The sequence below is a fragment of the Gillisella taibaishanensis genome, from assembly GCF_001938985.1.
GTDB classification, from domain to species: Bacteria; Pseudomonadota; Alphaproteobacteria; order Rhizobiales; family Rhizobiaceae; genus Allorhizobium; species Allorhizobium taibaishanense.
On record NZ_MKIN01000022.1, the window covers coordinates 629,938 to 642,906 of the forward strand.

16 protein-coding genes are annotated in these 12,969 nt (G+C 60.6%); 10 read left to right on the top strand and 6 right to left on the bottom strand.

Annotation, left to right across the window (positions count from 1 at the left end):
- Positions 1 to 102 precede the first annotated feature (102 nt).
- The gene (locus tag BJF91_RS14065; RefSeq protein WP_075615098.1) at positions 103 to 1,698 is read left to right on the top strand and encodes a pyridoxal phosphate-dependent decarboxylase family protein; all 1,596 of its coding nucleotides are present in this window, start codon (positions 103 to 105) and stop codon (positions 1,696 to 1,698) included.
- Positions 1,699 to 1,732: 34 nt separating this feature from the next.
- On the opposite strand, the gene BJF91_RS14070 is transcribed toward BJF91_RS14065, so the two are convergent.
- Positions 1,733 to 2,158: a hypothetical protein gene (locus tag BJF91_RS14070; RefSeq protein WP_075615099.1), complete on the bottom strand. Its 426-nt coding sequence runs from the start codon at positions 2,156 to 2,158 to the stop codon at positions 1,733 to 1,735.
- Between the two features lie 178 nt (positions 2,159 to 2,336).
- On the opposite strand from BJF91_RS14070, the gene BJF91_RS14075 reads away from it, so the two are divergent.
- Together BJF91_RS14075 and BJF91_RS14080 are read left to right on the top strand one after the other, a co-directional pair.
- Positions 2,337 to 2,807: a hypothetical protein gene (locus BJF91_RS14075; protein WP_075615100.1), complete on the top strand. Its 471-nt coding sequence runs from the start codon at positions 2,337 to 2,339 to the stop codon at positions 2,805 to 2,807.
- Positions 2,808 to 3,007: 200 nt separating this feature from the next.
- Entirely contained in the window at positions 3,008 to 3,580 is a 573-nt protein-coding gene (locus tag BJF91_RS14080; RefSeq protein WP_075615101.1) for a GrpB family protein, read from the top strand.
- A 4-nt stretch (positions 3,581 to 3,584) separates the two neighbouring features.
- Here the strand turns inward: BJF91_RS14080 and BJF91_RS14085 are convergent, their stop codons facing one another.
- The gene (locus BJF91_RS14085) at positions 3,585 to 4,157 is read right to left on the bottom strand and encodes a GNAT family N-acetyltransferase (RefSeq protein WP_075615102.1); all 573 of its coding nucleotides are present in this window, start codon (positions 4,155 to 4,157) and stop codon (positions 3,585 to 3,587) included.
- A gap of 259 nt (positions 4,158 to 4,416) precedes the next feature.
- Between BJF91_RS14085 and BJF91_RS14090 the strand changes: the two genes are divergently transcribed.
- Positions 4,417 to 5,385 carry a glutathione S-transferase family protein gene (locus tag BJF91_RS14090; RefSeq protein WP_075615103.1) on the top strand — a complete coding sequence of 323 codons (969 nt, stop codon included), beginning with the start codon at positions 4,417 to 4,419 and terminating at the stop codon, positions 5,383 to 5,385.
- On the opposite strand, the gene BJF91_RS14095 is transcribed toward BJF91_RS14090, so the two are convergent.
- Positions 5,367 to 5,765 (bottom strand): NUDIX domain-containing protein, encoded by a 399-nt coding sequence (locus tag BJF91_RS14095; protein WP_083943345.1) that lies wholly within the window; start codon positions 5,763 to 5,765, stop codon positions 5,367 to 5,369. The genes BJF91_RS14090 and BJF91_RS14095 overlap by 19 nt on opposite strands.
- A gap of 204 nt (positions 5,766 to 5,969) precedes the next feature.
- Here BJF91_RS14095 and BJF91_RS14100 point away from each other — a divergent pair, with 204 nt between their 5' ends.
- A complete protein-coding gene (locus BJF91_RS14100) occupies positions 5,970 to 6,878 on the top strand; it encodes a metallophosphoesterase family protein (protein WP_075615104.1) in 909 nt (302 codons plus the stop codon).
- Positions 6,879 to 6,894: 16 nt separating this feature from the next.
- Here the strand turns inward: BJF91_RS14100 and BJF91_RS14105 are convergent, their stop codons facing one another.
- On the bottom strand, positions 6,895 to 8,241 hold the full coding sequence (locus BJF91_RS14105; RefSeq protein WP_075615105.1) for an HD-GYP domain-containing protein: 1,347 nt from the start codon (positions 8,239 to 8,241) through the stop codon (positions 6,895 to 6,897).
- A gap of 319 nt (positions 8,242 to 8,560) precedes the next feature.
- On the opposite strand from BJF91_RS14105, the gene BJF91_RS14110 reads away from it, so the two are divergent.
- Entirely contained in the window at positions 8,561 to 9,145 is a 585-nt protein-coding gene (locus BJF91_RS14110; RefSeq protein ID WP_075615106.1) for an ATP-dependent Clp protease proteolytic subunit, read from the top strand.
- A 79-nt stretch (positions 9,146 to 9,224) separates the two neighbouring features.
- Here BJF91_RS14110 and BJF91_RS14115 read toward each other — a convergent pair whose 3' ends face one another.
- Complete coding sequence (locus BJF91_RS14115; protein ID WP_075615107.1) at positions 9,225 to 9,860, bottom strand: NrsF family protein; 636 nt, start codon at positions 9,858 to 9,860, stop codon at positions 9,225 to 9,227.
- Positions 9,857 to 10,414 (bottom strand): sigma-70 family RNA polymerase sigma factor, encoded by a 558-nt coding sequence (locus BJF91_RS14120; RefSeq protein ID WP_075615656.1) that lies wholly within the window; start codon positions 10,412 to 10,414, stop codon positions 9,857 to 9,859. The genes BJF91_RS14115 and BJF91_RS14120 overlap by 4 nt, the downstream gene beginning before the upstream one ends.
- 199 nt (positions 10,415 to 10,613) lie before the next feature.
- Between BJF91_RS14120 and BJF91_RS14125 the strand changes: the two genes are divergently transcribed.
- The 4 genes from BJF91_RS14125 to BJF91_RS14140 all read left to right on the top strand — a co-directional run bounded on the left by BJF91_RS14125 (position 10,614) and on the right by BJF91_RS14140 (position 12,966).
- On the top strand, positions 10,614 to 10,889 hold the full coding sequence (locus BJF91_RS14125) for a BufA1 family periplasmic bufferin-type metallophore (RefSeq protein WP_075615108.1): 276 nt from the start codon (positions 10,614 to 10,616) through the stop codon (positions 10,887 to 10,889).
- Between the two features lie 49 nt (positions 10,890 to 10,938).
- Entirely contained in the window at positions 10,939 to 11,220 is a 282-nt protein-coding gene (locus tag BJF91_RS14130; protein ID WP_075615109.1) for a BufA1 family periplasmic bufferin-type metallophore, read from the top strand.
- Positions 11,221 to 11,314: 94 nt separating this feature from the next.
- Positions 11,315 to 12,175: an MNIO family bufferin maturase gene (gene bufB, locus BJF91_RS14135; RefSeq protein ID WP_075615110.1), complete on the top strand. Its 861-nt coding sequence runs from the start codon at positions 11,315 to 11,317 to the stop codon at positions 12,173 to 12,175.
- A 5-nt stretch (positions 12,176 to 12,180) separates the two neighbouring features.
- Positions 12,181 to 12,966 carry an HvfC/BufC N-terminal domain-containing protein gene (locus BJF91_RS14140; protein WP_234801622.1) on the top strand — a complete coding sequence of 262 codons (786 nt, stop codon included), beginning with the start codon at positions 12,181 to 12,183 and terminating at the stop codon, positions 12,964 to 12,966.
- Positions 12,967 to 12,969: the final 3 nt, after the last annotated feature.

Consider the following 12,969-nt stretch of genomic DNA (forward strand, 5'->3'; position numbering starts at 1 on the left):
AAATTCGCGAGAATAGCTGAATATATTATTGCATATTATTACGCCTTCACGAGCGTAAAGCCCTGCGCATTTCTCCTAAATATATCTTCAAAGGGTATTTTGATGTCGCAAGCTTTCTATATCGAGCAGACGCCACCGGCAAAGCGGACCGACTGTCACCAGAGCGATCCGGCAGCCATCATTAAACAGCTATATGATTCCGAAACATTCCGGCTGCTGGCGCAAGTGGTCGTCGGGCGGCTGAGCGACCATCTCGAACAGGTCCAGAGCCGCAATGGCAAGGTGATGACGGCACGTCCGCCACGGCTCAATCTGCTCGATGCCCGGGCATGGCTCGATGCGGCAACGGCAGCGACACCAAGCGATGCAAGGACACTGGCCGACCGGGCGGGCACCATGATCGACGACCTGCTGGCCAACAGCCAGCGCCTGCATCATCCCGGCTATATCGGTCATCAGCTGGCCCCGCCCCTGCCGCTGGCCGCAGTGTTCGAGCTGGCGGCAGCCCTCGTCAACCAAGGCATGGCGATCTACGAGCTCGGCCCCTGGACCACGGCGGTCGAGAAAGCCATGGTGGAGCGGTTGGGCGAACAGCTGGGCTTTGTCCCTGGCAGCTTTTCCGGCCTGGTGACCTCAGGCGGCACGCTCGCCAACCTGACCGCCCTGATCGCAGCGCGCAACAAGCTGTTGGGCGATGCTTGGAGCCAGGGGCTGACAGGACTGGAGACGAAGCCCGTGGTGATCACCCACATGGAATCCCATTACTCCATCGCCCGGGCGGCGGGCATTATCGGGCTCGGCGCCGAGCAATGTCTGTATGTGGCGTCGGATGCTGCCGGCCGCACCGATCCGCAGGCCTTGGCTGATCTGCTCGACGACCTCAAGCGCCGCGCCGTCCCCGTAATCGCCGTCGTCGCCTCGGCTGGCGCGACCCGCACCGGCTCCTTCGATCCGCTGCCGGCCATTGCCGATCTCTGCGAACATCATGGCATATGGCTGCATGTCGATGCCGCCCATGGCGGCGCGGTGAGCTTCTCGAAGGCGCATCGCCATCTGATCGAGGGCATCGAGCGGGCCGACAGTGTCATCTGGGATGCCCACAAGATGCTGTTCGTGCCGACGCTCTCCACCTATCTGTTCTACAAGAACCCCCGCAACAAATATCTCGCCTTCAGCCAAGACGCGCCCTTCCTGTTCGTCGAGGACAGCGACGATGCCCATGAATTCGACTGTGGCCTCGCCACCGCCGAATGCACCAAACGCGCCGCCGCGCTCTCGCTCTGGGCGGTGATGTCCCTCTATGGCGGCTCGGTCTACGAGACCCTGATCGACCGCATCTGTGAGATCACCGCATTGTTCGTCGCCAAGCTCGCCGCCATCGAGCAAGTGGAAATGCCGGTCGAGCCCCAGTTCAACATCGTGCTGTTTCGCTACGTGCCGGAGCGGCCGGACATCGATGTCGATGCCTATAACAAGGCGCTCCGGGCCTTCATCGTCGAGGATGGCAGCCTGTATCTGACCACCACCACCTATCGCGGCGCGCTCTATCTGCGCTTCGTAGTGATGAATCCGCTGAGCAACGAGACGGAGGTTGAGGCGCTCATCGAAGCACTCACAACATTTGCCGCGCGGCATGATGGCGATGGTGATGCGGCCTTTGCGGCGGAAAGGACGGGGCAGTCGCATTTGAAGGTGTAGACGCAGGTATGCTCCCTCCGCCCCGAGGGGCCTTTCAGACCTTACACTCTCGATTTTGAGATGAGCTTCTGCGCCGGTTTGCGATGGCTTTCTCGATACCAGGGACGGCGTGGCGATCGAACCAGGTGACCATCTTTCTAATGTCATCTTCTGCTGGAGCCTTGGGCTGGTGGGATCCGATTATTTCCGCTGCGGCTTGGGCCATGGCGATAAGTATGCGGGAAGCTTCCGGCACATAGGCGCGATCGTCTGCCTGATCATGTCTTTCTCGGATGATCGCGTATCGAATATTTTCCGGGTAGGTCCACGCGCTTGTCAGAAAATCCTGGATGCTTACGTCTACGCCTCCCACATTAGCAACCGCGTCCCTGTCGTCCTCATCGTATCCAGCAGCCTCTACCCGCTCGCATGTATCGATCGCTGCCGCCATCATGTCTCGGATAAGATTCCAGTCAGTCATCCATTCCCTCCAGTTTCGCTTTTTCCCGTTGCCCGAAAGTCGACAGACCGGCCCCTTGCGGTAACTCTCGACCTGCACTTTGCTATGGCATATCGTTCGGGAACAGACGGCTCGCGGCGGCTTCCCCGGCATGAATTATGTCAAGCAGCGAGGGCGAGGCCAACAGGTTTGAACGCCTATGACAGAAAGAAAGGCCAGCGTGGAAACCATCCGGATTCATGATGTGAGCGAGAACGGCACCTTGGCCTTTGACCTCATCGATTTCTTGGCGCTTCTCGCACCGCGATCGATGCAAGCCGTGTGGCGGGTCTCGACAATCAAATCCGTCCTGCCCCAACTCGAGCGGTTCGACGCAACAGGCGAAGGTGGCGAGAAGCTGGAAGCCTTTGCAAACACGGATGAAACGCTGACCGGTCGACATCTACGGGCTTTGGCCAAACAAACCACGCAAGTTATCTGGGGTGAATTCACAGCGTATCTGTCAGGCAAAGATCGGCAAGACTCCGACCACGGCCCGTGGCTGACGATCCGCGCCATCGACAGCAGCTACTTCGAGATTGCCACCGGTGATGAAGCCGCGTTGAAAACACTGCGAGGAGCTTTCAAGCAAATCGGCCCTGCCGATCCACCCTTCACTCTCCGATCCTAGACATTGCGCAAGGAATCACGGCTAGCTCTGCCCACCTGTCGGCGACGAACCAAGATTGGGGGATACAACAAGAAAGCTCTTGATGCCTATCGATTCAAGGCATCGCACGGCGCTGTCGGTGGTCTCGCCAACCCCATTGTGCTAGTGCCGCCTCGGCCCCTTCGGCAATGGCAGAATTCTCGAGAAATGGGGAAATACGGATGTCCATCCAGATTGTGCCGCCACGACCAGAGTGGGCGACGGAATTCAAGGTCATTTCCGAGACATTGACTGAGGCCTTCGGCACCCTGGCCGTCAGAATTGAGCATATCGGCTCCACCTCGGTACCGGGACTGGCAGCCAAAGACATCGTCGACGTGCAGGTCAGTGTGCATTCCCTCGATCTTCCCGAGGATATCAGCACCCGCCTCTCAAGGCTTGGCTTCAATCTGTTCGAGAATATTTGGAGGGATCACGTCCCTCCAAACGAAGATCCGAACCCAGAGCTTTGGACAAAGCGCTATGCAAAATCCATGGCCGGTACGCGGGCTGCAAATGTCCATATCCGGCGCCTTGGCGCTCCGAACGAACGTTATCCGAGGCTGTTTCGGGATTATCTGCGTGCCTGTCCCGCAGCCGTGGCAACCTACGCCCTGATCAAGAGAGAACTGGCGGCGAGGCATTCAGACGATCTCGACGCCTATTACGCGATCAAGGATCCGGTCTGTGATCTGATTATCGGCGCGGCAGAGCAATGGGCAGTCGAACACTGGATCGATCAGACGCCGCAGTGATTGATCAGCCGTTGGCGACCAGCAACACCGGCTCGTAATCCTCGTCATCGGCCACATCTTCGACGGCAATGGTCTCACCCTGGCGCCAGGCGATGGCGCCTTTCAGCCGTGCATGAACGTTTTCCACGAGCGGCACGACCAGAACCCTGTTCGGATCGACAGGACCAGGAAATTCCAGGGCCTTGTAGGCGATTTTTTCAAAGCCGAGCGGCATGTAATAGGGGGGATCGCCGACCAGGATCACCGCTTCCGAACCGGCCCTGCGGGCAGCCTCGATGGCGATGCGCACCAGTTCCCGGCCAATGCCGAGACACTTATGCGAGGGGCGCACGGCGAGCGGGCCGAGCATGTGGCCTGTGACGCTTCCGGCCAGGACAGGCGTCATCCGCACCGATGCGATGGTTTCGCCCCGGTCGGCGCAGACGAAGGACAGCGTCCGGTCATGCGGGCCTTGCTCGCGGATACGGGCGGCGGCCTTGACGAAGCGGCCGGGGCCGAAAGCTTCTGCATTGATGAGTTCGATGATGGCGTCGTGCGACGCGTCCTCGGTGAGGTAGACGAGATCGTGGCTGTTCATGAAAACCGGAACCGTAAAGCGAATTGCGCAAAGAGTGGTCACCACCAGCCAGGGTGGTTCAGCAGCATCAGCGTCGTCGCGGGTTCCGGTTAAGGGTCATGGGATCAGCGTCCTTTTTCAATGGCGATTTGCATAACAACAAAAATTCTGCCCGTCCATCCCAAAACACACTGTTCATCGGCAAGGCCATCGCAATTCGTGACCGCTGTCGCATATAAGACTACTGAAAACTTCAATAAAGTAACGGAGGAAACACCTTATGGGCATGCTGGTCGATGGCGTCTGGAGCGACGCCTGGTACGATACGAAAGCCACCAAGGGCCATTTCCAGCGTTCGGCAAGCCAGTTCCGCAACTGGCTGACGTCAGATGGCGCGCCGGGACCGAGCGGCAAGGGCGGCTTCAAGGCCGAGGCCGGGCGCTATCATCTCTATGTTGCGCTCGCCTGCCCCTGGGCGCATCGCACCCTGATCTTTCGTCGGCTGAAACAGCTGGAGGACCTGATTTCCGTCTCTGTCGTGCATCCGCTGATGCTGGAAAACGGCTGGACCTTTGTGAAAGACGATGCGGCGACGGGCGATGATCTCTTCGGCTCGGATTACCTCTGGCAGGTCTATCTGAAGGCCGATCCGCATTATAGCGGCCGCGTCACCGTGCCTGTCCTGTGGGACAAGCAGAATGAAACCATCGTCTCCAACGAATCCGCCGAAATCATCCGCATGTTCAATTCCGCCTTCAACGGCTTGACCGGCAATGACGCGGATTTCTACCCCGAGCCTTTGCGCGCAGAGATCGACGCGCTCAACGACCGGATCTACGACACGGTCAACAATGGCGTCTACAAAGCCGGCTTTGCCACCACGCAAGGAGCCTATGAAGAGGCGATTGCGCCGCTGTTCGAGACGCTCGACATGTTGGAAGCCCGGCTGACAGGTCAGGACTTTCTGTTCGGACAGACGCTGACGGAGGCGGATTGGCGATTGTTTACGACGCTGGTGCGCTTCGATGCCGTCTATGTCGGCCATTTCAAATGCAACATCCGCCGCATTGCCGATTACCCGGCCCTGTCTGCCTATCTGTCCAGGCTCTATCACTGGCAAGGCGTGGCCGAGACTGTTAATCTCGACCATATCAAGCGGCACTACTATGGCAGCCACAAGACCATCAACCCGACCGGGATCGTCCCCGTCGGCCCTGACCTGCCGTTCCTTCACCAGAGATCGGGATAAGGACCGTTGGTTTCCAGTTCCCGCAGCCGGCGCAGCGTCGCCGGCGTCACCCCCTCGGGCAAGGCGTCGAGGGGGAAGAAACCGCATTCAGCAATTTCCCGATCCGGCAGGCGCGGTGCGGTCTGGCGGACGGTGACGCGGTAAAACAGCACGTGATCACGCCGGCTGGCGGTGCGGTTGAGGCAGCATTGCAGCAGATCAGGCGGCGCCGTCATCACTAGATTGCCCTCTTCGCGCAATTCCTTTTCCAGCGCCTCTGAGGCTGTCTCGCCGCGCTCCACGCCGCCGCCCGGCATGTACCAGCCCGGCAGATAGGTGTGGCGCACCAGGAAAATCCGGCCTTGCGCGTCAAAGCACGCCGCCCTCACCCCAAGCGTCATGCCGCGTGTCAGCGCAAAATACACGTGCAGCAAACGGATCACAGCTTTTTTCACGGAACCGAGCGGCTTGTCATCCGGTTGAGGTGCAGGCTGTTTCACAATTGCGTCGGCCCGAAAATCGGCAGCCGGTTTTCGGATCCTTCGCGCAAAACCAAACAATGTCATTGCGCTTGCCCCGCCTCCTGGATGGTATAGATACGTCTCATGTTCAAGCTCGCTCATATCTCCGATATCCATCTCGGACCCATGCCCCATCTGACCTTCCGGGAACTGGCGTCGAAACGCATCACCGGCTATGTCAACTGGCATCGCAACCGGGCAAAACATATGGGCTCGGGCACGCTGGATGCGCTGGTCGCGGATATCCACGCGCAGGCACCCGACCATTTGACCGTGACCGGCGATCTCGTCAACCTCGCGTCCGGCCTGGAAATTAACAAGGCGGCCGACTGGCTGCGACAGCTTGGCAACCCGGAGACCGTTTCTGTCGTCCCCGGCAATCACGACGCCTATGTACCGGGCGCCCATGAAAAGGCGATGCACGCCTGGTATGATTATGTGCGAGGCGATACCGACCCTCAAACATGGCGCAAGGAATTCAAGCTTTGGCCCACCCTGCGCCGGCGCGGCCAGGTGGCACTGATCGGTTGCTCCACCTCCATTGCCACCCCGCCCTTTTCCGCCAGCGGCTATTTCAGCTCCCGCCAGGCCCGTGAGACCGCGCAATTGCTGCGCGAAGCCGGTGAGGAAGGCCTGTTTCGCGTGGTGCTGATCCACCATCCGCCGATCCGGGGTGCGGCTTCCCAGCACAAGCGGATGATCGGTATCCGCCGCTTTGCCGCCGCCGTGTCGCTTGGTGGAGCCGAACTGGTCCTGCACGGCCACACCCACCTCAACACCCTGAACTGGCTGCACAACCGCCATGGTCGCGTGCCTGTGGTCGGCATCGCATCGGCGAGCCAGGGGCCAGGCAGGAGCAAGCCACCGGCGGCCTATAATCTGTTTTCGATTTCGGGCGAAAAGGGTGCCTGGGTGCTCGATTGGGAGCGGCACACGCTGGGTGAAGATGGCAAACCGCTCACCGTCACCGACAGCCAGCGGCTGAGCGATTAACGGTCACTCTGCCGGATCAAGCCGCCAGCAATTCGGCCTTGGCAAGCGCCTGCTGCAGCGCCTCGATGCAGGCCGCGTCATGGCTTGTGCCAGCACCCTCCCAGAGAATGTCGAGCGCATTGCGCACCGTCATCGCCGCCCGGTAAGGTCGATCGGCGGTCAGCGCATCGAAGACATCGGCGGTCGAAACGATCCGGGTTTCCAGATTGATCGCATCGCCTTTCAATCCGCGCGGATAGCCTCTGCCGTCCAGCCGCTCATGATGGGCGCCGCCGATAACGGCTAGATCGGCAAAGGCTGCGATTCGAGACAGGATGTTTTCGGACAGCTCGGCGTGGCGGCGCATGGCGGCCCATTCCGCCTCGTCGAGCTTTGCCGGTTTGTCGAGCACGCTGTTGGACACGCCGAGCTTGCCGATATCGTGCAGCAGGGCCGCCCGTTTCAGCCGCCGGCGCTGCATGTCATCAAGCCCCATCTGTTCGGCGATCAGGTCGGTAAACAAAGCCACCCGATCGCTATGGCCAGATGTATAGGGGCTTTTCGCATCGATCACCCTGGCAAAGGCGGCGGCGATGTCGTCGAGATAATCCTCATCGGCCATGATTGCATGACGGCCGGGCTCGGCGCCCAGCACTATCCGCTCCAGATCCGGCGACGATAGCTCCGCCCAGAAAGCGGGATTGACCGAGATGCCGGCAAATGCCTTGACGATCGCAGGATCGAACCAGGTGCCCGACCGGCTTTCCACTTCGCGCACCGCCGCCTCAGAGCCGCCGGCCTTGAAGAACACGTCGGCGACCTGGGCCAGTAGCGCTATGCGCGCAAACATGTGGATGTCGGCGCCTGCAATCCGCATCGGCAACCCACCGCCGTCGAAATGTTCGTCGAGATCGCGGATGCCGAGCGCTACATCCTCGGAAAATCGCATCTGACGGGCAATATCGGCGCCGCGCTGGCAGCGGGTCTGGATCATCTCCACCGCATGCTTGCTGCCGTTTTTCATGACACCGAGCAGCACGCGCAGCCGCTCCGCCAGCCCGGTCTGCATCCCGGTATGCGACAGCAGGAACTGGATGACCTGGCGGAAACTGCCGTCGACCAGCTTGAAGTCGCGTTTGAAGGCAATGTCGTCACCGAGATAGAGCTCGCAGATCCGTGCCGCATTGCTGGAACAGCCGAGATCCTTGAGCATCAACGCATAATAGAGATCGTGCAGGCTCTGCTCGGATAAGCCAAGCGCCCGTCCGACAGTGGTGCCGATATGGCAGCAGCGGATGCAATGGCCAGCCGGCTGGCCCTCGGTCATATCGAGAGCATAGCTGAGCGCTTCGATGATTTCGGCAAGACGAATGCGTGACGGCATGGAAGGTCCTCTTGCAAAATCCTATAAATCAAGAGGGGTTAACCACAGGTTTTAGCTGATCCTAAATCTTGAAAGGTAAGCCAAATATCAGGGCGGAAATCATCTATGTCGATCCTAGAGCGGCGTGCTTTTAATCAGAAACGCCCGACGCTCTAGGTTCCTTTTTTGCGCATCGGGTTCACGAAAAACCGGATTCCACTTTTTCGCCCGATACTCTAACCTCCTGTTCACCTCTTCCATGCTTGTGTTTTTCCAGCATTGTTTTAAGCCTTGAGACGCACTATGTGCGGGTAAGCAAAACGCAAGTGAGGATTGCCGAATGAACGAAGAAGACGACGACAAGAGCAAGGAACTGCCGCTCGGCAAGGAAACGGAAGCGAATCTTTTCAAGTCGCGTTCGATCTTCATCTATGGCGGCATCACCATGGAACTGGCCCAGAAGGTCTGCACGCAGCTCGTGGCGCTTGCCGCAGCCAGCGACGAAGATATCAGGGTTTATGTCAATTCCCCGGGCGGCCATGTCGAGTCGGGCGATTCGATCCATGACATGATCAAATTCATCAAGCCGAAGGTCTGGATCATCGGCACCGGTTGGGTCGCTTCCGCCGGCGCATTGATCTACGTATCGGTGCCGAAAGAACAGCGGCTTTGCCTGCCCAACACCCGCTTCCTGCTGCACCAACCCTCTGGCGGCACCCGCGGCATGGCGTCTGACATCGAAATCCAGGCGCGCGAAATCATCAAGATGAACCACCGGCTGATCAAGATCTTCTCCAAGGCCACCGGCCAGACGGAAGAAAAGATCGCCAAGGACATCGACCGCGATTACTGGCTGTCGGCCGAAGAAGCCAAGGACTACGGCCTGGTATCGAAGATCGTCGAAAGCCAGGCAGATATCGGCTGATATCGCCTGTTTCCAAAACAAACCCCGTCGGAGCGATCCGGCGGGTTTTTTGTTTGCAGGCCGCTATCCACAGCTCGCCCTACCAGCGCAACATCCGCCTTCCGACACCGTAACCCGTCGCCGTCACGAGGCAGACGGCAAGTCCGTACCAGGTAGCGACAAATAGCGGGCTGTCGTCAGGGCAGTGCCAGGCATAGATGGCAGCAGCAATGGCGGACGCTGCAAGGCCGGCGCTGGCCCCGGCAAGACCTGGATTGCTTGGCGCGCCATGTTTCAGCGCGGCTAGCAGGCCAAAGAGTGGCGCCAGCGACAGGACCGGAATGAAGAAGACGCAGAAGGCAGCATGAACGCCGACAAGGCGACTCGACCATTCTGCGCTCGGAACCGCCGTCAGCTCCAGCCCCATCGCGAGAATCAGCAGCGCGAGCGGGATTAGCAGGCAAAAACCGAGCGGCTTCAGGCTTGCATCGGGCCGGCCGACGCGCAGGACGAGGCAAATAGCAGTCACGGCCAGAAGCAGCGTCAGCGTCACCTTGAAGGCCACCCGCAATGTCTCGAGTGCTGCAGTGATATTGGGACGAAGCCCGACCGTTGCCAGCAGCAGGACTGCAGCAACGACGGTGCCGACGCCAAGCGCCAGCCCCACCCGCCGCCCCAATGGGAACCGAACAGGAGCATCTTCTGCCATGAGGCGAATGAGATCGTCTGTCTTCACTGCATGTCACTCCGATAGATGGCCGCCAGGGCTTTCAGCGCCCTGTGAAGCGTCACCCGCACTGCACCTTCGCTCATATTGAGGCGTGCTGCGGTTTCGCGCACCCCGGCACCGTTGAGCGAAATCGACCTGACGATGTCGCGCTGCGGGTCCTTCAGCTGTTCAAGCAGGCGTTCTGCGTCCATGTGATCGGTGGCGTCGGCCCCGGTTTCTTCGGCCAGCGTCGCCGCCACGTCTTCGATCGGCACTTCGACATGACGACCGCGCCGACGCAGGCTGTCGATCAGCTTGTTGCGCACGATCACCGTCAGCCACGGCCCGAGCGGCCGCGACGGGTCCCAGGTGCCGCGTTTGAGATGGATCGCCAGCAGCACGTCCTGAACTACGTCTTCCGCCTCGCCCTTGGGCGCGCCGAACTGGTCGCAGCGCCGCCGGGCCATGGCCCGCAGATGCGGCGTCACCGCTACGAGGAAACGCTGATAGGCCTGCTGATCGCCCGCCATAGCGGCCCGCAGCCAGTCTGCCCATTGCTGTTCACGCGCAAAATGCTTCACCACTCCCCCTATACGATGGCGCATCGGCGTTTGTTACAAGCCCGGGAAACATTTCTTCGACGCTGCCCGGCCGGGTGCTGTTTTAGCAGTTTCACCACGACCCAGTGAATTTTTTTCTGAGCAATCTGTAACGAAAGCTTGCGGCGGCCCGTAGCCCCAGATGTCAGCCAATCACGGCCGATCATCCGAGGAGAACATCATGACCAACCGTATCGCCGCCTTCGCTCTTGCCGGCTCGCTCGCATCCGCTCTTGCCGCCGTTGCCGCTCCCGCCAGCCAGGCCGCCGACATGTCCGGCAAGGAAAAATGCTATGGCGTTGCCATGAAGGGCCAGAACGATTGCGCCGCCGGCAAGCACGACTGCGCCGGCAAGTCGACGATGAATTACGACAAATCGTCCTTCAAACTGGTTCCGACCGGCACCTGCACATCGATGAAGACACCGCATGGCCACGGCATGCTGAAGTCGGCCTAATCCTCGCCGTCTATCGAAACCTAGACCATAGAAACCAGGGACCATATCCATGAACAAGCTCCCCATGACCCTTGCCGCCTCGCTCACTGCCGCTTTGGCGCTGTCCGGCAGCCTCCCCGCCCAGGCCGCCGATGCAGCCAAGGAAAAGTGCTACGGAATCGCCATGAAAGGCCAGAATGACTGCGCCGCAGGCGCTGGCACCACCTGCGCCGGCACGTCAAAGATCGACTACCAGAAGAACGCCTGGAAGCTGGTGCCCGCCGGCACCTGCGAGACGATGAAGACCCCGAATGGTCATGGTGCGCTGACCCAGGGCCCCGCCCCGGTCTAATAGCCCGCCCAACACGGAAGGAAGGCGGGCACCGCCCCGCCCGCCTCCTCTCCAACCCATTCTTTTACCACCCACTTTGCCAGGAATTGCCACCATGAAGGCCTCGCATCTGCCATTGCATGCCGGCACCGGCTTCAAGCCGGAGCATTTCGCCAGCATCATCGAAGCCCGCCAACCGCTAGGCTTTTTCGAAGTGCATGCGGAAAACTACATGGGTGCGGGCGGTCCGCCGCATGCGCAACTGGCAAAGCTCAGGGCCGATTACGCGCTCTCCATCCATGGCGTCGGCCTGTCCATCGGCTCGATGCAACCGCTGGACCGCGACCATCTGGCCCGGCTGAAACTACTCTGCGACCGCTACGAGCCGGAGAGCTTTTCCGAACATCTCGCCTGGTCCTCGCATGACACAGTGTTTCTGAACGACCTGCTGCCCCTGCCCTATACACGCCGGACGCTCGATTGCGTTGCCGACCATATCGATCAGGTGCAATCCTGCCTGAAGCGGCAGATGCTGCTGGAAAACCCGGCCACCTACGTGATCTTTGAGGAGAGCACGATAGAGGAAGTGGATTTCCTGGCGGAACTCACCGCCCGCACCGGCTGCGGACTGCTGCTCGACGTCAACAACGTCTTCGTCGCCGCCACCAATCACCGGCTCGATCCGCGCGCCTATCTGGCACGCTTTCCGCTGGACAAGGTGCGGGAAATCCATCTGAGCGGCCATAGCGAAACCGTGGACGACCAGGGCGCACCGCTGCTGATCGACAGCCACGACACGCCGGTCAAGGACCCTGTCTGGGCGCTCTATGAAGAGGTGCTCGCCCGCACCGGGCGCCGTGCGACCCTGATCGAATGGGACAATGACGTGCCGGACTGGCCGGTGCTGCTGGCCGAGGCTGAGGCAGCTGAGGCGCTGCTGGCAAGGTCGGCGCAAACCGGCATCCGGGCGGCATGAGGTAGATGATGTCGGTCTTCCCATCCCCATCCGACACGGCAGCCGCGCAGCAGACACGCTTCGCCGACGCCCTGCGCAATTCCGACGCACCCATCCCCGAGGGCGTTGCCGCCTGGAACGATCCGGCACCCGCCCGCCGCTTCGCGGTCTATCGCAACAATGTCGCCTCCAGCCTGCGCGGGGCGCTGGCCGCCCGCTTTCCCGCTACCCAGGCTATCGTCGGCGAGGACTTCTTTGCCGGCCTGGCAGCAGCCTTCATTGCCGCCCATCCGCCACGCTCGCCGCTGCTGCTCGACTATGGCGATACGCTCGCCGGTTTTGTCGAGCAATTCGAGCCGGCGGCAGAACTGACATACCTGTCCGACGTGATCAGGCTGGAGGCACTGCGCAGCAAGGCCTACCACGCCGAAGATAGCGCGCCGCTCGACCCGGCCGAGCTTGCGCAGGTCGATCCCGACCGCATCGGGCTCATACGATTTGCGCCGCATCCCTCGCTTGGCCTGCTGCGCTCGGCGCATCCTGTCGTCACCATCTGGGCGATGAATTCGGGGGAGCAGGACCTTGCGCCTATCGAGCCCTGGCGTGGCGAGGACGCACTGGTGATCCGCCCGCAGATGATCGTGGAGCTACGGCGCCTGCCGCCAGGTGGAGCCGCTTTTCTCGCTGCACTCGCCGCCGGAGAAACGCTTGGCGATGCCGCGGAAGCGGCCCTAACCGACAGCCTCGAATTCGACCTGACCATCAACCTGGCCGGAGCGCTGCAAAGCGGCGTCTTCACGGCGATATCCTAGAGG